This is a genomic window from Bacteroidota bacterium, assembly GCA_016711505.1.
Lineage (GTDB): Bacteria > Bacteroidota > Bacteroidia > AKYH767-A > 2013-40CM-41-45 > JADKIH01.
On the sequence record JADJSV010000020.1, the window covers coordinates 227,744 to 249,893 of the forward strand.

The window sequence follows — 22,150 nt, forward strand, 5'->3', positions numbered from 1 at the left end:
TTTTAGCTGAATTATTATTAATTAGTTTAGTCGTCAACCCTAAAAATTCAAAAGTTGTAAACTGGAAGATGCTAGGCGGAATGTTGAGCGGAAATTAAGGACACACTTTCAATTTAGTAAATTCTCAAGCGACATTCCTGCTGGGGTAAAGTAAATAAGTTGTTAAGAGTGGAAATGAAATTTGAATTTCGACTTAAATTTTGATCTTTGAAATTTACCAAATGTGATTGCATTGGTATTCTAACAAATGCAGTACTTCATGCCCGGCAGGAATGTCGCTTGAGTGATTACTAACATCAAATCGTGTCGCTAGCATCCGCTCAACATTCCGCCTAGCGTCATACGATTTACAATTGTCAATGGGTGAATTTGATGGAGTTGGAAATTTGATTTGCATTTATAATTATATTGAACATTTCGCTTATAGGAGCGGAGATGCCTTATACAATTTGTAAATGTCCAACACGCTAGGCGGAATGTTGAGCGGGTACCTAAACACACCGCCTTAAAGCAATGACACGCTAGGCGGAATGTTGAGCGGAAATTAAGAACACACTTTTAATTTAGTAACTGCCCAAGCGACATTCCTGCCGGGGTATCAAGTATAAAGTTTGTAAATTGCAAAAAGAAATCAAAATGTATGCTAAAACAAATTATGCAAATTAATAACTGAAACCTTCACAGGCCCTTTTTGCCCTGAATAATCTTGCGCACTGCTCCACAAATAATCTTCAGCTCTTGTTACAATTCCTGCTTCAACAGGATTATTATGAATGTACTGTATTTTTGACAAAGTATACTTCGGACTGTAAACTTCCTTCGCATGATTATTATATTGCCAAAGTTGCATTGTGGATTTTTTCTTTTGTTTTTCACCGCCTTTTTTAAACAAGTCAAGCATCCATGCATTTCGACTATCATTGGATGTTCGAAAATCTCTTATCAACATTGCACCAGTGAATTTTTTAAAATCGCGGATAATATCGCTCAAGTTTCCTTCTTTTGCTCTTGCAATCATGTGCATATGACTTGACATGATAACGTAAGAGAATATTTCTAACCCTTTTACATCAACGCAGTAATTAAGACTGTCGCATAAAATTTGTTTATGTTGACTTCTCATAAAGGCATCTACCCATTCAACTGCCGTAGAAGTTAAAAAATAAGCTGCGTCTTGTTTGTGAATTTGAAATGCATGTGACATGAAGCAAAACTAAATCCTGAAATCATTTTTGACAACCAATATATGATGGTGTTTTTATGCGGATTTAATTTGAGTGTAATAATAATATGTCATTAATATGTAACACGCTAGGCGGAATGTTGAGCGGAATTAGAAGATCTTTCAGTTAAGTAATCGGTCAAGCGACATTCCTGCCGGGGTTAAGCAAATACAGTTGTTGAGAGGAAAAATGTTACTGCTTTTATTTTCATATAATGTGTTTAGAAAGTCAACAATTCCAATATCATTGTTATCAAACAACAGTTGTACAACATACCCCGGCAGGAATGTCGCTTGACAATTTACGTGGATGAAATTGTGTTCTTAATTTCCGCTCAACATTCCGCCTAGCGTCGTACAGTTTGCACATTCCATCCATCAAGGATCAGCCATGTGCTCTTGTGACAAAAACTTAGTGATCTTGTGTTGAAAAAAATTACTTGTAATTCCTTTCAAATTTAAATTCCTTTAAAAAGTTTGCAATCCTACCTCACCAACGAAACATGCCCCACAAACGAATGCAATTTCCCTTTCGTATCATGCACCTGAATTTTGTAAACGTAAACATCGGCCTGGCATTCTCCACCATTCGATTGATGAGTACCGTCCCATGGTTTATCAGGATTGGTTGAATGATAAATGTTCAGTCCCCAACGATCGAGGATGTAGAGATTGTAATCTGCCCAGCCGATACCGTATGCATTGAAATGATCATTGATTGCATCGTCATTAGGAGTAAAGGCATTTGGTATATAAATAGTAAAATCACTTTCAACTTCTACAAATCCTTTAATTGTATCTACGCAACCGGCATTACTTATCGTGATAAGTGTAATTTCAAAAATACCTGTATCGGAGTAAGTATGTAAAGGCTCTTCATCATATCCAAGTGGTGAACCGTCTCCGAAATTCCAGATGTACTGATCTGCACCAATGGAGTTATTGGTAAACTGAATGTCCGGTTCAAGTGTAGTTGTAGTAGTAGGTTGTGAGACAAATGATGCAATCGGTGATTCATGAACATTGATCATGTTGTCGATAAGGAGAGAGCTTGTACAACCGAATGAATTGGTTACTAGCAGTGACACATCGTAATTTCCGGCTTCAGTAAAGACATGTTCAGGGTCTTCAAGTAAAGATGTATTGCCATCTCCAAAATTCCATAAGTACATTGAACCTGCTAGAGTGGTTGACAGATCTTCGAAGTTTACAGTGAATGGTGAACATCCACGAAGATTTCCCGGACCAAAATCAACCGTAGGAGTTGGACTTACAATAATATTTACCTGCGCACTTGCTGAAGGTGTTCCGCAATTGTCAGTTACAACTACAGTATATGTCATATCCGTAGTCGGATATGCAATGGCATTCGATGTAATGAACTCGCCATTGTTCCATGAATAAGAGTAATTTCCATTTCCACCTGTAGCCAGCGAAGATAAATTCACTGAATCCCCTTCGCAAATTGTTGCCGGAGCAGTTGCATTTATACTCAACGGTGGATTAACATTGATGTTTATGTTCTGTGTAGCTGCAGTACATCCACTTGCATCAGTTACTGAAACAGAATATAGTGTAGTAGAAGCAGGGCTTACTGAAATGGAATCTGTAGTAGCACCATTCGACCAGCTATACAAGTATGGAGAATTTCCGCCGGTTACTGTTGCACCGATCTGTATATTTTGTCCGATACATATTGTCGATGCAGGTGAGACAGACATCACAACAGCAGTTGGTTCATTGATATTGAAATTAGTAATTGCTGCACAACCGTTGATGTCTGTTACCGTGACAGAATACATACCGCCTGATAAATTTGCAGCAGAACCAGAAGATGAAATATTTCCTGTCCACTGATATGAATACGGTGGCGTACCACCAACCGGACTTACTGAAGCAGTTCCTGACAGATCACCATTACAAGTTAAATCAGTAGATATAGGATTCAATGCAATTGCTGTTGCAGAATTTACTGTTGCAACTTCTGCTTCAGCACATCCGTTTGCATCAGTAACCGTCACTGTATAATTTCCGATGCCGAGATTATTTGCAACAGAAGTTGAACTTGAAGAGCCTATCCATTGATAACTAAATGGACTTGCGCCGCCATTGACAACAACACTTGCACTTCCATCTAATCCGCCATTACATGACGCCGGAGTACTTGCAGTTTGCAGAATGAGAATTGCGCCATCATTGATAATGACATTTACGGTCGATGAACAATTGTTCGCATCGCTTACAGACACAACATAATTACCCGCAGACAATCCTGAAGCATTTGCATTCGTTCCCCCATAAGGAGCCCATGAATAAGAATAAGGTGGAGTCCCACCACTGATAGAAACAACAGCACTGCCATCAGAACCACCATCACATGAAACATCTGTTGATGATTGCAATATTGCATTTGCACCATTGCTGAGAGCAACATTGATAGAAGCTGTTGATGTACATCCATTCTGGTCAGTGATCAGAACAGAATAATGTCCATTTGTAAGATTGTATAGGGTAGAATCTGAAGTCGTAGAGCCTGTCCATGAATAAGAATAATTTCCAACTCCTCCGGAACCAATAACAGTAGCGCTTCCGGTAGGACTACCGCAAGCAGATGGAGTGGAAGTTGTAGTACTAGATACTTGAGTCGGTTCACTTACTGAAACACTTACTGCAGTCGCACATCCATTTGCATCAATTGTTGTTACTGTGAAATTGCCATTGGCAAGATTTGTTGCTGTTGAAGATGTTCCGCCGTAAGGTGACCATGAATAAGTATAAGGTCCGTTTCCTCCTGATGCATTTACACTTGCATTACCGTCATTTCCTCCGAAGCAGCTAACATCGTTGACAGCATTTAAAGTAACAGTTGGTCCACCCGTATTAATTACTAATGCACTTGCAGTGGATATACAGTTGCCTGCATCAGTAACGGTAACAATATAATTTCCTGCGACAAGATTACTTGCTGTAGCAGAACTACCTCCTGATGGACTCCACGAATATTGATACGGCCCTGTGCCGCCACTGGCAACAACATCTGCACTGCCATTTGCAGCACCACACGCTGAAGGAGTAACGTTTGTTGCTAAATTAATTGCTAAAGGTTGAGTAACCTGAATAGAGGCTGTTGAAACACAACCACCGGCATCACTGACGGTCACAGAATAATTCCCTGCTATTAGATTAGTGGCTGAAGAATTGTTTCCACCTGAAGGCGACCATGAGTAGGTAAGTGCACCGGAACCACCATTGGCTACAACAGATGCGCTACCATTGTTTCCGCCATTACAAGTAACAGGAGTTGCGTTGATCACAGTTGCTATTCCTCCAGGCTGATTGACTGTCGTTGATTGAGAAGTTGTACATCCATTTCCGTCAGAAACAGTCACTGTATAATTTCCACCGGTTAATGTACTCGCAGTTGCAGAAGTGGATGTGCTGCCTGTCCATGAATAAGAATATGGAACTGTACCACCCGCAACAATAACACTTGCAGACCCACCAACACCTGCGCAATTTGCATCGGTGGAAGAAATTTGAGTAAGCAATGCAGTCGGTTCGGTAATGATGACATTGTCATTAGTGATACAACCATTTGCATCTGTAACTGTGATAGAATAATTTCCTGAAGTAAGATTGCTGGCATTTTGTCCGTTCCCGCCACTTGGTGACCACTGATAGTTAAATGGTGCAGTCCCTGCAGAAACAGCAACACTTGCGCTACCGTCATTGATCCCAAAACAGGAAACATTACTCAGCACATTTGTAGCTATTGTTGGACCACCTGTATTAGAAACACTTTCACTTGCAGAAGAAGTACAACCATTGGCATCAGTTACTACGACTGTATAAGTGATTGCATTGAGGTTCGATGCAGTGGCATTTGTACCACCACCCGCCGACCATAAATAAGAATACGGAAATGCACCTCCTGCAGCAACAACATTTGCCGTACCATTTGCAGATCCACATGTCGCCGGTGTAGATGAGGTTGCCAGATTGATAGGAGCAGGTTCAGCAACAGCAGTTGTTCTTGAAAACGTACAGCCATTTGCATCTGTTGCTATTACAGTATAATTTCCCGCAGATAAATTCAATGCAATTGAACTTGTTCCCCCTGATGGAAACCACGAATAATTATATCCTGATGTACCACCGCTTGCATTTGCTTGTGCTGATCCATTTGCTGATCCATTGCACAATGCATCTGTTGGAGTTATGGTAACATTTAATTGCGTAGGCTGATTTACTGTTGTACTTGCACTGGTAGTACAACCATTCACATCGGTTATCAAGACTGAATAATTTCCTGCTGTTAATCCCGTAGGCGAAATCGAATTTGAATTTCCCGGTGACCATAGGTAAGTATAACCGGACGTTCCTCCTGCAATGTTAACAGAAGCAGAACCGGTAGCATCACCAAAACAAAGAGTAGGTGAGGAAGTTGCTTGAGCAACCATGGCTGTTGGTTCAGAAATTAAAATATTCGCAACAGAAGTACAGCCGTTTCCATCAGTTACCGATACAGAATAATTTCCTGCTGAAAGATTTGTTGCAGTTGAATCAGTACCGCCTGATGGTGACCACAAATAAGTAAATGGTCCTGTTCCATTTGCAACACTTGAATTTGCAGTTCCATCGTTTCCATTAAAACAACTTACATCAGCAGTTGCAAATGCATTGATCGTTGGTCCACCGATATTGGAAATATTTGCAACTGCAGAGGTTGTACATCCATTTGCATCAGTGACAGCAACGCTGTAAGCACCTGCAGCCAAGCCGGTAGCAGTTGAATTTGTTCCACCTGATGGCGACCACAAATAAGTATATGTTCCCGCTCCACCGGAAGCATTTGCGATTGCACTTCCATTGATTGCGCCGCAAGTTGCTGGCGTAGAAATAATATTTGCTGAAAGCTGGGTTGGTTCATTAATGGTTGTTGCAAAGGTACTGGTGCATCCATTCAGATCAGTAACTACTACTGAATAATTTCCTGCGCTAAGATTGGAAATCGTTGTTGAGTTTGGTGCTATTGGTGTCCAGACATAATTGTATCCAGGTGTTCCACCATTTACCGAAACTGCAATACTGCCATCATTTGAACCGAAACAAGAAAGATCAATTGAAGCAGTAAGAGTAGTTGTAAGCAATGCAGGTTCTGCAATCACGACCGGTGTTGTTGATGTACATCCATTCACATCGGTAACAAGTACAGTATAATTGCCGGCACTCAACGATGAAGCAGAGGTTGCGGTTCCACCTGATGGTGACCATGAATAAGTTAGCGGAGCGCTTCCGCCTGTAACTTGTACAGTTGCACTTCCATTTGTTCCACCATTGCAACTGACATCAGAAACAGTAGACAAAGAAACAACAGGACCCGGTAGATCAGCAACTGCAATCGTTGCAGTAGAAGTACAATTGTTTGCATCCGTAATTACAACAGAATATTGTCCGGTCGCAAGATTATTTAATGTCGCTGTGTTTGTCGCAGCCGGAGTCCATGCATACGAATAAGGCGAAGTTCCACCGGAAGCAACAACAGTTGCTGATCCGGTTGCTTGTCCGCAGATAGATCCCGTTGATGAAATACTATTTGATAACAGAGCAGGGTCTGCCAGAGTAGATGTTGTGGTCAATGTACAACCGTTAGCGTCTGTGACTGTAACCGTGTATGTACCCGCACTTAAATTATTCGCTGTAGTATTTGTACCACCAGAAGGCGACCATGAGTAAGTCAATGTTCCATTTCCACCACTTGCAACAACTGAAAGAGATCCGGTAGTACTTCCATTACATAATACCGGAGTAGAACTGATAGCAGCATTTATAGCTGGGGAAGTACTAATAACAACTGATGCTGAACTTGTACAACCAACAGCATCTGTTACCAGAACTGTATATTGCCCGGCGGTCAAACCTGTCGCAGTAGCAGCAGTATTCCCCGAGGGGGTCCATAAATAAGTATAACCGGGAGTTCCGCCGGCTTCAGAAGCTGTAGCAGTACCATCAAGATTACCCGGACATGTTTCGTCTGTTGATGCGGATATTGATGCAATCACTGTAGCAGGAGCACCAATAGTTGCTGTTGCTGAAGAACTACATCCCATAGCATCAGTAATGATACAAGTATAAACACCGGGTTGCAAATTGCTTGCAGTAGCACCGGATCCTCCTGATGGAGACCATGCATAATTATAAGGACCTGTTCCACCACTTACAGATACAGTTATATTTCCTGTAGGACTCTGACAGCTTGAGTTAGTTATTCCTGCAACAAATACGACAGGTGATGATGGTGCAGCAAGAATAATATTTGAACTGCCGGTGCATCCACGGCTATCAGTAATTATCACTGAAAAATTTCCGGCTCCCAGACCGGAAGCTGTTGCGGCTGTACCGCCGGAAGGTGACCATGCATACGTATATGGACCGGTTCCACCTGAAGGTACAACAGTAGCGGAACCATTATTTGCACCGCATGAAGGTTGAGTTGGATTGATAGCACCCGTGATTGCTGTCGGTTGAGTAACATTTGCTAATGAAGTAGAAGTACAACCATTTGCGTCTGTTACAGTGACAGTATAATTACCGGCAGAAAGGTTCGTAATATTTTGTGTAGTAGCTCCTCCCGGATTCCATGAATAGGTGTAAGGTCCGGTTCCACCTGATGGATTTGTATTAACTGCTCCATTCGTTCCGCCGTTACAATTTACATTCGTAGCAACAACCTGAGGATTTATTGCTGTAGGAATAATTACAGTTATACTTTGGGTGGAAGTACAACCGATGTCATCAGTAACAGTTACTGTATATGTACCTGCAGCTAATCCAGACATTGAGTTTGATCCGGCAATATTCATAGCCGTCTGAATTGTTGTACCGCCACTATTTTTCCAGACGTAATCCCATGGACTTGTTCCTTGTCCGGTAGCGGTTGCAGTTGCCGTTCCATTTGAGCAGTTAATATTTGAAACACTTACAACAGGCAACTGACAACAAGCAAGCTCAGCAAAAAAATGTGTGATCGGATCTGATGTGCACGCTAAAGATCCCCATACACCTGATTCACCATCACCATAAGTATCTACATCAACATTCAGACTTGCACCAGGTATACATGATCCGGGAGGAAGCGTTCTTATACTCCAGCAAAATGTCCAGCTGCAGGTATTTCCATCATTAAAATCACCGTAATTATTTCCTGCATTATTGTCTGGATTACTGCTTAAAGTTCCGGCAGCAGTTTCAAAATAAAATCCCGGAGGGAATATTGCATTGGTTGCTGAACTTCTAACTGTATCGGAATTCCAGATCCATGTTCCTGGAATTAATGTTACAGGACCTAACGGATCAAAGTCAGAACAATCAGCAGCAGGAGTAGTCGTCAGTGTAGACATATCCCAACCGTTTCCGAAATCCGGGCTCACACCATGAAGCCAGTTTTGTGATGTCTGGTCGTAAGAATTAATTGTATAACAAAAATTCACCGTTTGTCCTGCCATATAAACACCATTTACCGGCGGCGGATTAGCAACAAGAGAACTTGCAATTACACATCCTGAACAATCATATGCGTTACTTAATGTCATTGTAAAATTACATTGATCAGATAAACTGCTACCGCCAACTTGAAGCCAGTAACTTCCTGCTTGTAATCCGTTTATTGAAGTTGTAAGCGTTCCTCCACCACCGATAAAACAATCAACACCTGACATCGTACCGCAACTATTTCCATTGTATAATGCAATCTGAGGAGTTTGAATTCCACCGGTAATATCAATGTTCAACACAGGTGCAGTGATCGTAATTCTATACCATACATCAGCAGTTGGATTAGCAAGTGCATTTGATGACGGGCTGCAACTTTGCAGTGTACCAAGATTTGGATCTGAAGTAGCACAAGTAGTTGTGCCGTTGATCACAACCGGAGTAAATAAATTTGCCGGACAAGGAGTAGGAGCAGGAAGATTCACAGCTAGCGCCCCGGAACAATCATCATTAGCTGGAGGAGGTCCACCGGTACAGGTAACTGCACAGGTACCAGGACAAGGAACACAACTTACAGTAGCTTCCCATCCTGATTCAGTAAAACTTCCGTCGCTGGTAAATCTGACTGTCAAACAACCGGTGTTCGCAGTTATAATACTTGGCCCCGTTGCACCCGTATAAAAACCAATTAATGGACTTCCTGTTGTTGGCCCGTTATATAAGAATAATGTATCGAACCCAGCTTCTGTGAAAAATGAAGTAAATGTTAAACGTACACACTGACCTGAATTTGCTGAACAAAATGTCATTGTGTAATTTTCATTATTAGAATAATCGCCACCGCTTCCACCGCTGTCATAGAAACTCCCTCCACATGTTGTTACAGAACTGTTGCTCATTAAATAATTTTGGGCGAACAACTCAGTTTGCGTGGTAAAGAAAAATATGATGCTAAAACAGAGTAATTTTTTAATCATTCAAAACACAATGAGAGAGTTAGGTTATTTTGTCTACACTAGGGATCAATTTAATTTATCCCGGGCTCAGATCGGTCCTGAGTTCAGATCGATCATTTTTAAGGAGACTTTTATCATAAAGTCGAATCCCCAAACCGAAAGCTAAAAATATTAACTAAAAATTCCAACTTTTTTCCTGCTTTTTCTGTTGAAAGAGGTGAATATGGTTTTAATGTCGATTTTTACCTGTTCAGAAAGATTATATTTCCAAAATCGAAAAGGAGTATCTAATTTCGCCCATCAATTTTAAACAAACAATAGACCCTCATGAAAGTAACAGTTGTAGGTGCCGGAAACGTTGGTGCCACTTGTGCTGATGTAATCGCACACAAAGACTTCGTTCACGAAGTAGTTCTTCTAGATATTAAAGAAGGGATTGCCGAAGGTAAATCGTTAGATATGTGGCAGACTGCCCCGATCAACCTTTACGATACCAGGATCATTGGTTCAACGAACGATTATTCTAAGACTGCAAAATCGGATGTTGTTGTGATCACTTCAGGACTTCCCCGTAAACCGGGAATGAGTCGTGATGATCTTATTGCTACCAATGCAGGTATTGTTCGTTCTGTTACTGAGAACATCATTAAATATTCTCCGGATGCAATCATCATAGTGGTTTCAAATCCGCTGGATGTAATGACATACTGTGCATTCCTTACCGCTAAAGTAGATTCGAAGAAAGTATTCGGTATGGCTGGCATACTTGATACAGCTCGTTACCGTGCATTCCTTGCAGAAGCGTTGAATACATCACCGAAAGATATTCAAGCTGTTCTTATGGGCGGACATGGCGATACAATGGTGCCGTTGCCACGTTATACAACTGTTGCCGGAATTCCTGTTACAGAATTAATCGACAAAGATAAATTAGATGCAATAGTTGACCGTACTAAAAAAGGCGGAGGCGAACTTGTTAACCTGATGGGAACTTCTGCATGGTATGCACCCGGAGCTGCTGCAGCTCAGATGGTAGAAGCGATCATCAAAGATTCTCAACGTATTTTCCCTTGTTGCGCATTGTTGAATGGACAGTATGGACTGAAAGATATTTATCTTGGTGTTCCTGTTAAATTAGGAAAGAATGGAATCGAAGAGATCATCGAATTGAAACTGAATGATGATGAAATGAAATTGCTTCATTCATCTGCTAAGTCAGTAGAAGAAGTGATGGATGTTTTAGATAACATGAATCAACCGGCTGTAAAATAATTTATAGATAAGTTATTGAAGAAAGTCCCGTAAATTGCGGGACTTTTTATTTTTATTTATGTCGAAAGACGAAACTCCACTAACTGACAGAAATGTTTTCAAGTAAAACGATCATCGATATCGAAATGATCACGATCGAAGATGATGGATTGCATCTTATCATTGAAACGGAAGTCAATGACCGCAAATGCCGGCTGCTCATAGATACCGGTGCTTCACGAACTGTTTTTGACAGAACACGAATTTTTAATTATGTCGAAGAAGTGGAACGCGAAGATCACGACAAACTTTCTACAGGCTTAGGTACAGATAGTATGCCGACAAGTTCGACAAATTTGAATCAATTTAAAATTGGAAAGATCAGGATCAAAAATTTTCATGCAATACTTCTTGACCTTACACATGTCAATTCCAGCTATGAAAAAATGGGATTCAGTCCTATCGATGGAGTTCTTGGTAGTGATGTTATGAATAAATATCATGCGGTAATTGATTATAAGAAAAAGCGTTTGACTTTAAATGAAAAGTGATTCCGATAGCTATCACATAGGCGTCAACTTAAGAGAAAAAACAAATGAATAGTATTTCAATCTATTAGCGTGAGATTATTTATAAAAAAGTATTTTTTCAAGTTAGCCTTTATTGCCGTCAGCAAATGCTTAATGTCATTTGGTTAAGACGAATGAAATATTCGTTGTTCTTAATAAATTATCAGGCCCGTTAGGGCCATACTTTTGGTAATACAAGACCAGATAAGAGCGCGAAGCCCCCTTAGGGGCGTACTCTAAAATAGATCGCTTATTTTGACAACGAAAGCACCATTGGATATCAGGAACATGCCGAATGCCACTACTGTGTTCTGGAACTTTTATGCAGATGAATTAATGGACACATCCATTGTAGAAAGAGTACGCCCCTAAAGGGGCTTGACTTTCTCGTGTAGTCTGGTATTACCAAAAGTATGGCCCTAACGGGCCTGTCAATTCTAAATACATATCCTTATTATGAATTGTTGAGTTTAGCTTAATGAATTTGATCTAAAGTTGATGGCAGAATAGTAGAAGAGAACTCACTCAATTTCAATAGATATTTATATAATTAAGTTGATGCATATGCGATAGCTATCGGGATGAAAAATGAAAAATCCTAGCTGGGCGGATAACGGATGCTGATTTCTAAACTTATTATGGTTTCAATTTTATTCTGAATGTTATTACTTGGACTTAAATTTTTAGTGAAAATATTTTGAATTAAACCAATTCAGATTGATTCGTTGTTGCTATAAATTTTATTCTCTCAGAGAAATAAAATACGGAGCCGCAAGCAATTCACATTTATACTGAAATGAACTTCCATCTGAAAGTTGTTTTCTGTACATGCTGAAAGTTGTTGCATCGATAATTGTAAGGTTTCCATTTCTTCCGCTGCAAGAGGATACATGATGAGGAGCAGGTCCGTTTGGATCAATATTCAGATTTGCAACATATACAAGTTTTGAATTTTCATCGGCGGCTATTCCATGGGGTTGAAAACCGACGTAAATACTGTCTGTTTCATAAGTATCGCAATCAATTGAATAGACCAACCCCTTTTTATTCGCATCAACTTGTGCCTCCGTACATGTTACATAAATTTTATTGAGTGAGGCCATCGTTGTAAACTCTTGTGGATATGCACCAACGTTTATAATAGTAATTAAACTATCATTACTTAATTGAAACACTCTGACTTCGTTCGTTTTCTGACATGATACCATATAACGTGTACCATCCGGAGTCAATGTAATTTCATGTGGAGAATATGGGAAGGGTGGATTTGTAATAATCGGATCGAGTTGAATTTGTTCATCATCAAAAGTTGAAAGATCAATTTTTGTTACTGTGTTACCATTCTGATTTGTAAGATATAAAAAACGACCATCAGGAGTAACAATCCCTCCATGTGGAAATACAGATGTCCGGATCTGATAATTTGCCATAGTGTTCAAAGGAACAACAGCAAAAAATCCTGCCTGAGTGGCATTCACAAAACCTGTATCTCCTGCATTATTAAAAACCAAAGTATTCCAGTCACCCAGACCAATATTAACTTCGCCTACTAATTGGTCATCACTTGAACTGAATTTTTGCAGGATGTCTCCATTAATAAATACAACATACCAATATTGTCCATCCGGTGAAACACGTACCTGATGTGGTGATTCAATAATGTTGGGATTGTTACCAACTTCGACATACCGCATAATTACCTTCGTCGCTTCATCAACTACAGCAACTTTATCGCAACCTTGCATTACTATATACAATTTCTTCCGGTTCGGATTATCAGAGAATTTTACAAAATTGTCTTTGTTAGGTGCCCCGTTGGCGATCCAGTTTACTAGTAGTTCATATTCCTGTTGTGAAAGAGGTGTCTGTAAATAGGGCATTGTAGGAAGCAATACCGGACCTTGTGTGCTGTCTGTATTGATAGAGTAAAGCATGTAGCTATTGTCAACCGAATATGGAATAACTGATGTTCCGTTTCTACCACCATCAAACATCAAGTCCCAGGTAGAAAAATCCAGTCCGCCGGCAATTCCACGACTCAAAGAATTATGACAACCGGAAGTAGCACATTTGTTAACTAAAATTTTACCAACCTCTTCAGGAAAATTAGATGCAGCAACAGGATCAATTGGAACTTCCAGTTTGTCGTATTTACAACTTGCAAAAAATGTTAGTGAAATAAGAAAGAGTAGTTGTTTCATAGAGTATTATTATTCGCTCACATTCAGTGTAACCGACATTTCGTTATTTATCAGATTTTCTTCTGTCAGATAGATAAGCTTATAACCAATCACATTCGCGCCCCAGGTAGAATCAAATCCGGAAGCATATATGTAATAGTTACCCGGAAACAATTGCGTGAAAGTCACTCTTCCGGAGCCATCCGTCGTCAGGCTTTTATCATACACAGTTGAATCTCTTCCGGGAAAAACCAATGTATTTGCTTCCAGATATATTTTCACATTACTCACATCCCACGAATGATGCACAGCATGAACATTCAAAACCACATTCCCATTCACCACCGGAACTTCATTTTCTTTCCTGCAGGAATACAAAACCAAAACCCCAACAAATAAAATTACATATTTGATACTACTCATTTTGTGTAATAAGCTTATTTTAATTTTTTACCGGATCACTTTTCACTTTTCACTTTTCACTTTTCACTTTTCATTCTTCGTTATTCAACCACCGGAACCGTGGCCAAAACCGTATCAGCATTCTCTGCAATAGTAATTCCAAGTCCACCGGTAACATCAAATCCAATGCTCCGGTCATAACCGGAAGCCGTAAGGAAATAGTTTCCGCATTTCAGGTTATTGAATATAACATTTGAATCACCTACGATTCCTATTTTCCGTACATCGTAACCTGCTCCTGCATTAACGGCATTATATTTTATCCACACTGTATCAGGTTTTACTGAATCATTCGGAATAAGCAGATCGTGGTGTCTGAGTTCGACAATCAATGTCGTAGACCCACCCGTTCCGGCAGTACATACAACCGGTTCATCAGCTTCCTTTTTCTTGCAGGCAAAAACTGAAATAATAAGCAGGCTGAAAAAGATTAATTTTCCGGGCATTTGAATTTTTAACCGCATCATTTATTTGATTTATAACAAAAATAAACATTTATTTATCCGAAATAGTATGAATTCCGTCATTTCTTACGTCATTTACACACAAATCCCCAATAGTGTTTTCATACTACGCAATTTATAAGCCTTTCGGCATGCTTTCCCAGTTTACAAAGGAAGGCGAACATCAAACTTTAGCAGATCTTTCTGAGAAATTTCCTATTGATGTTTATCCGGTGGGTAGATTAGATGCCGATAGCGAAGGACTACTTTTATTAACTAACGACAAAAGAGTCAATAGCAGATTGCTTGACCCGACAACCGGACATGAGCGAACATATCTTGTGCAGGTAGAAGGGGAGATTACAGAGGAGGCTTTAGATTCTCTTCGCAAAGGCCTTGAATTAAGTATTGATGGAAAATCATTTATTACCCGTCCTGCGAAAGCGGAAATAATTGAAGAAATGCCCGAAATACCTGAGAGAAATCCACCGGTACGATTCAGAAAAAATATTCCGACCTCATGGATCCGATTGAGTTTAGTAGAAGGCAAAAATCGGCAGGTTCGTAAGATGACTGCAAAAGTAGGCTTTCCGACCCTGCGTTTAATTCGGGAGTCTATTCATGAGTTTTCTATGAAAGCAATGGTTCCCGGGGCAATTGAAAATGTTGAAAGAGCAGTTTTTTATTCAAAACTAGGACTTCGTTAGTCAATCTGATTATCATCATATTGTCAGGTAAAATTCGATTGTATTTACATTGTTAATTTATCTTAAATTTGTTGACGGAAATCTATAACCTAAAATGAAAAAACAATTACTATTAACTGTTGCATTCGGCCTGATAGCCTTAGTTATTAGTGCACAGAATTCACCTACAGGAAAAAAACGTTGTTATACAACTGAGCACACTGCGTGGCTTCAATCACAAAATCCAAATCTGAAGGTTCAAAATGAAATCGACGAGATAAAATTACAGCATTGGCTGCAAAATTATACTGCTTCACGTTCTTCAAATTCAAATGCTGTTATTGTAATACCTGTTGTTGTTCACGTCGTATACAAACAAGCACCACAAAATATCTCTGACGCTCAGATCATGTCGCAGATAGATGCATTGAATGAAGATTTTGCTCGTTTAAATGCTGATACAAATAATACACCTGTTGCATTCAGAACAGCAGCATCAGCAACGCAATTTCAGTTTTGTCTTGCCCAAAGAGACCCTAGTGGTATGACTACAAATGGTATTGAAAGACGGCAGACTACTGTCACTTCGTTTACTACAAATGACGATGTGAAATCTTTTGCTACCGGTGGATTAGACGCCTGGGATGTAGAAAACTATTTCAATATCTGGGTATGTAATCTTAATGGTGGAATTTTAGGATATGGAGAATTTCCTGCAACCGCACATACAAATACATATGGAGTCGTTATTCAGTTCGATTCTTTTGGCAGGGTAGGAAATGTAAGTTGGCCGTTTGATGAAGGACGTACACTTACTCATGAAATTGGTCACTGTTTCCGGTTGTTTCATATCTGGGGTGATGATAATGGTTTGTGTTCAGGCACAGACAATATAGCTGATACGCCAAATCAAACTGAAGAAACATATGGCTGTTATACATTTCCTCGTTTAGATAATTGTACATCAACAGGAAATGGTATCATGTTTATGAATTATATGGATTACAGTGACGACGATTGTCTGAATATGTTCACTTCAAACCAGGCTACGAGAATGTTTGTCTCTTTAAATGGCTACTATCCTTCATTAACAACATCAGTAGCATGTGACGATATTATTAAAAGTGTTGAATCAATAAACGATCTCCAATTCTCAATCTACCCAAATCCAACAGATGGAATTTTGAATATCGATATGTACACTTCAAAAAACACAAATGAGAGTATGAAAGTTCGTGTTACTGATGCAATCGGAAAAATAGTAGCAGAGCAGGAGATAGGCCAGCCAAATGGTCGTGTTCACCAGATCGATCTTACAAAACTTGAAAGTGGATCTTACTTCGTAACTGTATATAGCCAGTCTTATAAAAGAACTGTTCAGTTTGTAAAAAATAATTGATATTGAAAAGTCAAAAAAAAATCCTGCATGAACTGCAGGATTTTTTTTTGACTTATATTTTATAATTCTTATTTTAATTCAGAAGCATATCTGAGAAAAAGTTCAAGAGCGCTTTTTTTATCTTTATCATAATTAAAATCGATAGATTTTGTCAGATAATTGAAGATGACATTTTCAGAAAGCTCATGAGTGCTTTCATTTTTTGAAATTTCTCTGATAAGTTTCATGCCTTCGCCTAAAGCAGAATTGAATTCCAGCATGAATGCGTCGTCTGGAGGAGTGATAGCTGTCCATGTCGCAAACACAAATGGCAGTCCTGTGAACTTTTTCCATTCGCCAGCCAGATCATAGCAATACTTGAATTTATTTTTTAATATCAGTGCTCTGTCGCCGATTACAACACCCGCAACACTACCGCTAATATCATTTTCGTAGCCCGGCTCAGATGGTAGAAATTCAGGTGAAATATTCCAGAATTTTTTAGCCAGAACTCTGCTGAGTAAAACTGAAGTGCGGGATTGATAGTCGAGTAAAATTGTTTTCACAGACTCCAGCGGTTCATTGCTGAGGAGCAATACTGAATCAACAGGACCATTCGCACCAATACAATAATCAGAAATAATGGAGTAGTTTTTTAATTCAGGAAGTATGGCGACCGGAACTAATCCGATGTCAACCTTTCCATTCAATAATTTCTCAGCACAAACAGAGGGTATATCCAATTCTATTTCCGCAACAGAATTAAATCTAGTTTTATTGAAACCATAAATAAATGGTTTGCTGTTCAGATAAGAAACTACTGAAATTTTGATCATTTTATAATAGCCTTCTTCAAATAAAACAGCTTTACATCTGCATCATTTATTTTTGATGCAGATGTAAAGCCGGTATCAGTAAATTAAATTTCAACTTCTATAAGGTCTTCGACTCTTTTTGCTGCAACACCTGTATCTAAAGGTTTCTTTGTGTATTTACGAACTCTGTTCTTAATTCTGGCAGCAAGTAGATACATTACAGGAACTAAAATCAAAGTAAGGAAAGTTGCAAATATTAATCCGAAGATCATAGTCCATGAAAGAGGACCCCAGAATGCTGTATTGTCACCACCAAAATAAATATGCGGATTACCTTCCTGAAACAATGTAACAAAATCCATATTCAATCCAACGGCAAGAGGTATCAATCCTAGCGTTGTTGCAGCAGCAGTAAGAACAACCGGAGTCATCCTTGTCTTTCCGGCTTCAACAATGGCATCGAAAGTAGGAGCACCATTGGCTATCAGGAGATCTGTAAATTCTACAAGTAAGATTCCATTCCTGACCACAATTCCGGCGAGCGCTATAATACCCACACCGCTCATTACGATTGAGAATTCCATTTTGAACAGAGAGAAACCGATGAACACACCTATGATACTGAATCCGATCTCGGTTATAATTATAAGCGGCTTGCTCACTGAATTGAATTGTAATACAAGAATGATAATGATAAGCATAAGGGCAGTTCCTCCGGCCCAGCCAAGGAATGCTCCTGTTTCAGCTTGTTCTTCCTGTGAACCTGTCATCTTTACGCTTACTTCTTCAGGTGCAGTAAAACCATTAAGTGCTTTCTGTACATCTGCTACAACTTCATTCTCATTATAACCGGAAAGTACATTAGATGAAATTGTTACTACACGTTTCTGGTTTTTTCTTTTGATCACACCATATGTATCTGAATATTTAACATCAGCAAATGATGCCAATGGAACATTACGAACCATTCCACCCATACTCATATCTCTGTAAACGATTTTCAGGTTCCGTAACATGTCAACATTGTAACGTTGCTCATCTTTATACTTGATGACGATGTTGTAATCATCATCAATATCGCGGTATTTAGAAATATCCGTTCCAAGTACACCCAGATAAATTTCATTACCTATTGAATATGTAGAGATGCCCTCACGGTTTGCACGTTCTCTGTTTATGTCAAATACGATCTGAGGTTTTGAATCTTGTAAATCGCTTCTCAATTCTTCGACACCATCAATTTTCAGTGAATCGAGCGTACGTTTCAGTTCTTTACTTGTGATAACTAATTGTTCATAGTCGTCACCTGTGATTTCAATACTCACCGGTTTTCCAACAGGTGGGCCACCTTGTTCCTGTGCAACAGTTATTTCAGCTCCGGGAATACCTTTGATAGCCATTCGTATTGAATCAAGATAAGCCAATGAAGAAACTCCATTTCTCTTTCCAAATTCTACAAAGGCTACAGAGATCTTACTCTTGTTGGGATAATTACCCTGGTCTTCATCCTGAGGATCAGTTACACCAACTGTAACATTTGTAATTACAGATTTTACAATTGGATTAGGCCAGTTAATAGCTTTGTAAACTTTCTCTTCAATAACCTTAGTGACAGAGTCTGTCAAACTCTGGTCAGTTCCTACAGGTAAACTTGTATAAACATAAACGAAGTTAGGATCAGCAACCGGGAAGAAACTGACTCCGCCATTTCTCACCACTAGCATTACAAGCGAAATTGCGAACAGAAGAACTACACCCAGAAGCATTTTCCATGGACGATGTAAGCACCATACAAGAAAGTTTCTGTATTTGTTCTGGAAATTTGGCCATGTAACTTCCTGGAATTTTTTCAATTTATGTCTTAACCATAAGTGATTCACTAACCATGAAAGAAACAATACAACAGCAAGATTTCCCATACCGAAATCTATCATATATCCGACTAAAACTGCCGCACCAAAAAACAAGTAAGTCGTTTTAAGACTTTTCTTTGGTGCATTTTCAATATGCGGTTTCATGAACTGTACGGCGAAGACAGGATTGATCAAATATGCAACAAGTAAGGATGCGATCAATGTTAAAATGAGGGTAACAGGAAGAAAGAACATGAACTTACCAATAACACCTTGCCAGAATAGGAGCGGGAAGAAGGGAGCAAGTGTAGTAAGTGTTCCTGAAAGTACAGGAAGAAATACTTCGCCTGCGGCTAATTTTGCTGCTTCAACTATACTTCGCTTTCCATTTGCAAATATCCTGTGCGTATTTTCAATTACTACAATGGCATCATCAACAACAATTCCAAGTGCGAGCAGGAACGAGAATAATACGATCATGTTCAACGAGAAACCAATTGCCGGCATTACAAGGAATGCAAGACACATTGAAAGTGGAACTGATAAAGCCACAAAGAATGCATTGACCGGACCCATGAAAAACATCAACACTAATAATACGAGAATGAAACCTATGATGATCGTATTGATAAGGTCATGTAAGGTCATCCTTGTCTGCTCACTCTGGTCACCGGTAAGGGTTACCCTCAGGTCTTTCGGCCAGTGATTTTTCTGATAATCGTCCATCAAAGCAACGATCTTATCAGATGCTTCAATCAGGTTCTCTCCCTTTCTTTTGATGATGTTGAGAGTGATTACATTCTTCTTGTCAAGACGTGCAAAACTTTCCTGTTCTTTATAGCTATCTACAACATCAGCGATATTTTTCAGATAAATAGGACTTCCGTTTATACTTTGTACAACGATATTGCTTATCTGTTCAGCATTTTTAAATTCACCGGTAACTTTTATTGATCGGCGGATACCATTCATATTCACTGAACCTCCGGGAATTGTAAGGTTCTCACTTTGGATCGCACGCATGATGTCAGTCATTGAGATCTGTGCTGACTGCATCTTTAACATGTCGACATTGATCTGAATCTCTCTTTCAAGAGCACCTATGATATCAACTTTTTTGATCTCCTTCATGCTCTCGAGCTTTTCTTTAGCATCGTCAGCATATTTTTTCAATTTATTCAGATCATAATCTCCACTGATATTAACCTGCATGACAGGAAGATCAGAAAAGTTGATATCAATGATCTCAGGATCTTTCGGAAGATCTTTTGGAAGATCGGTCTTTGCCCTGTCAACAGCATCCTTCACTTTTTGTTTTGCAACATCAATGTTCACATTCGAATTGAATTCAACAATGACATTACAATAATCCTGTAGTGAATTACTTTTGATCTTCTTTACTCCGGCAATACTTTTACATTCTTTTTCGATTGGACGAACGATAAGGTTCTCCATATCTTTAGGAGAAGTTCCGGGATAGATTACGCTCACATAAATGTTAGGTAATGAAATATCAGGGAAACTTTCCTTTGGTAAACTCTGGTATCCTTGAATACCGGCAATGAATAAGATCAGCGTCATTACAAATGCTGCGATCTTATTATCAATTACCCAACTCGATGGTTTAAATTCTTTATGTTTTTGAGACATGACTTTGCTTTGGTTTAATGATGAAAAATTAGATTATGTTTTTATGGATGTTATTAAAGCGTGATCTCATCACCTTCAATAATATTCGCATAACCCGAAGTGATCACTTCATCACCGGTAGCCAGTCCTGATGTTATTTCTGCCACACCATTGTATATTGTCCCAACTTCTACAACTTTTCGTTTTGCAATCGTTTTACCGCCTTCTACGCTTTTCACAAATACATATTGTCCATCACCTGATTTCTGAACTGCAGCGATAGGAACAATAAATGCATTATTGTTTTTATAATCTACAATTTTAAGAATAGCGATCATGTTAGGACGAAATGATCCGGATTTATCATTCAGTTTAACTTCTACGTTAAATGTCCTGTTCAATGGATCAATACGATTTCCTGAGTAATCAATTTTTACATTCACTTCTTTCTTCTCATCAGGGAAATATATGATTGCTTCATCACCTTTAGAAACCCTGCTGATATAACTTTCAGCGATCTCAGCTTTAACTTTCAGTGATCTAAGATTAATAACTCTTATCACAGGAACACCCGGTGCAACCGTCTGACCAATCTTTACATTCACAATATCAACCACACCATTGATAGGTGATTTAATTCTAGTCATGTCAAGTTGCTGGTTCAAAGTTGCCATTCTTCTTTCAGCAGCTTCTTTACCACTTTTAGCCTGGATAAACTGAATTTCACTTCCTATTTTCTGGTCCCAAAGGTTTTTCTGTCTGTTATATACAGTCATTGCAAGATCCAATTGAGTCTGAACTTCGGAGATACTCTGACGAAGTATTCTGTCGTCAATAGTCGCCAATACCTGGCCTTTCGAAACCTCATCTCCAACTTCAACAGAAATAGATGTTATACTACCTGCACTTTCAGCGCTTAACATTACATCTTCATCACCATCGACCTTAGCCTGGACTTCAATGAAGTGCTTGAATGTTGATGGTTTCATTTCTGTAGTTGCGACTAACTTTGATTTATTAGCGGTACTGTCATTAGCAGACAATTCTGCTTCAAGTTTAGTGATCTCAGCTTTTAATGCAGCCTGATCTTTTTTCAGTTGCTCTAATTTGGCTTTCTTATCGTCGCCTTTAGGCGCGCACGCAAAAAGTGCAATTGTAAGTAAAGAGAAAGTGATTATCTTTTTCATATTATAATGGTTATGTGTAGTTGTGATT

General features: G+C 39.2%; 12 protein-coding genes. 4 read left to right on the forward strand and 8 right to left on the reverse strand.

Annotation, left to right across the window (positions count from 1 at the left end):
• Positions 1-643: 643 nt before the first annotated feature.
• Both IPL24_19425 and IPL24_19430 read right to left on the reverse strand, forming a co-directional pair.
• Complete coding sequence (locus IPL24_19425; GenBank protein MBK8365752.1) at positions 644-1,204, reverse strand: transposase; 561 nt, start codon at positions 1,202-1,204, stop codon at positions 644-646.
• A 503-nt stretch (positions 1,205-1,707) separates the two neighbouring features.
• Complete coding sequence (locus IPL24_19430; protein ID MBK8365753.1) at positions 1,708-9,612, reverse strand: gliding motility-associated C-terminal domain-containing protein; 7,905 nt, start codon at positions 9,610-9,612, stop codon at positions 1,708-1,710.
• Positions 9,613-9,996: 384 nt separating this feature from the next.
• Between IPL24_19430 and mdh the strand changes: the two genes are divergently transcribed.
• A complete protein-coding gene (gene mdh, locus IPL24_19435) occupies positions 9,997-10,941 on the forward strand; it encodes a malate dehydrogenase (protein MBK8365754.1) in 945 nt (314 codons plus the stop codon).
• A gap of 92 nt (positions 10,942-11,033) precedes the next feature.
• Entirely contained in the window at positions 11,034-11,471 is a 438-nt protein-coding gene (locus tag IPL24_19440) for a clan AA aspartic protease (GenBank protein ID MBK8365755.1), read from the forward strand.
• Between the two features lie 758 nt (positions 11,472-12,229).
• On the opposite strand, the gene IPL24_19445 is transcribed toward IPL24_19440, so the two are convergent.
• The 3 genes from IPL24_19445 to IPL24_19455 all read right to left on the reverse strand — a co-directional run bounded on the left by IPL24_19445 (position 12,230) and on the right by IPL24_19455 (position 14,577).
• The gene (locus IPL24_19445; GenBank protein MBK8365756.1) at positions 12,230-13,690 is read right to left on the reverse strand and encodes a hypothetical protein; all 1,461 of its coding nucleotides are present in this window, start codon (positions 13,688-13,690) and stop codon (positions 12,230-12,232) included.
• A gap of 9 nt (positions 13,691-13,699) precedes the next feature.
• Positions 13,700-14,092: a hypothetical protein gene (locus tag IPL24_19450; GenBank protein MBK8365757.1), complete on the reverse strand. Its 393-nt coding sequence runs from the start codon at positions 14,090-14,092 to the stop codon at positions 13,700-13,702.
• Positions 14,093-14,172: 80 nt separating this feature from the next.
• The gene (locus IPL24_19455) at positions 14,173-14,577 is read right to left on the reverse strand and encodes a hypothetical protein (protein MBK8365758.1); all 405 of its coding nucleotides are present in this window, start codon (positions 14,575-14,577) and stop codon (positions 14,173-14,175) included.
• Between the two features lie 113 nt (positions 14,578-14,690).
• Between IPL24_19455 and IPL24_19460 the strand changes: the two genes are divergently transcribed.
• Complete coding sequence (locus tag IPL24_19460) at positions 14,691-15,281, forward strand: pseudouridine synthase (GenBank protein ID MBK8365759.1); 591 nt, start codon at positions 14,691-14,693, stop codon at positions 15,279-15,281.
• Between the two features lie 94 nt (positions 15,282-15,375).
• The gene (locus tag IPL24_19465) at positions 15,376-16,659 is read left to right on the forward strand and encodes a T9SS type A sorting domain-containing protein (GenBank protein ID MBK8365760.1); all 1,284 of its coding nucleotides are present in this window, start codon (positions 15,376-15,378) and stop codon (positions 16,657-16,659) included.
• 68 nt (positions 16,660-16,727) lie between these two features.
• On the opposite strand, the gene IPL24_19470 is transcribed toward IPL24_19465, so the two are convergent.
• From IPL24_19470 to IPL24_19480, 3 genes are all read right to left on the reverse strand, one after another.
• Positions 16,728-17,474 carry a menaquinone biosynthesis protein gene (locus tag IPL24_19470; GenBank protein MBK8365761.1) on the reverse strand — a complete coding sequence of 249 codons (747 nt, stop codon included), beginning with the start codon at positions 17,472-17,474 and terminating at the stop codon, positions 16,728-16,730.
• 83 nt (positions 17,475-17,557) lie between these two features.
• Positions 17,558-20,956, reverse strand: a complete 3,399-nt coding sequence (locus IPL24_19475; protein MBK8365762.1) for an efflux RND transporter permease subunit — start codon at positions 20,954-20,956, stop codon at positions 17,558-17,560.
• Between the two features lie 53 nt (positions 20,957-21,009).
• Positions 21,010-22,122, reverse strand: coding sequence for an efflux RND transporter periplasmic adaptor subunit (locus tag IPL24_19480; protein ID MBK8365763.1), 1,113 nt, complete (start codon positions 22,120-22,122; stop codon positions 21,010-21,012).
• Positions 22,123-22,150: the final 28 nt, after the last annotated feature.

Coding starts and splice junctions, on each gene's coding strand:
- IPL24_19445 (MBK8365756.1), bottom strand. CDS start 13,690: ATGAAACAACTACTCTTTCTTATTTCACTAACATTTTTTGCAAGTTGT.
- IPL24_19430 (MBK8365753.1), bottom strand. CDS start 9,612: ATGAGCAACAGTTCTGTAACAACATGTGGAGGGAGTTTCTATGACAGC.
- IPL24_19440 (MBK8365755.1), top strand. CDS start 11,034: ATGTTTTCAAGTAAAACGATCATCGATATCGAAATGATCACGATCGAA.
- IPL24_19455 (MBK8365758.1), bottom strand. CDS start 14,577: ATGCCCGGAAAATTAATCTTTTTCAGCCTGCTTATTATTTCAGTTTTT.
- IPL24_19450 (MBK8365757.1), bottom strand. CDS start 14,092: ATGAGTAGTATCAAATATGTAATTTTATTTGTTGGGGTTTTGGTTTTG.
- mdh (MBK8365754.1), top strand. CDS start 9,997: ATGAAAGTAACAGTTGTAGGTGCCGGAAACGTTGGTGCCACTTGTGCT.
- IPL24_19425 (MBK8365752.1), bottom strand. CDS start 1,204: ATGTCACATGCATTTCAAATTCACAAACAAGACGCAGCTTATTTTTTA.
- IPL24_19470 (MBK8365761.1), bottom strand. CDS start 17,474: ATGATCAAAATTTCAGTAGTTTCTTATCTGAACAGCAAACCATTTATT.
- IPL24_19480 (MBK8365763.1), bottom strand. CDS start 22,122: ATGAAAAAGATAATCACTTTCTCTTTACTTACAATTGCACTTTTTGCG.
- IPL24_19475 (MBK8365762.1), bottom strand. CDS start 20,956: ATGTCTCAAAAACATAAAGAATTTAAACCATCGAGTTGGGTAATTGAT.
- IPL24_19465 (MBK8365760.1), top strand. CDS start 15,376: ATGAAAAAACAATTACTATTAACTGTTGCATTCGGCCTGATAGCCTTA.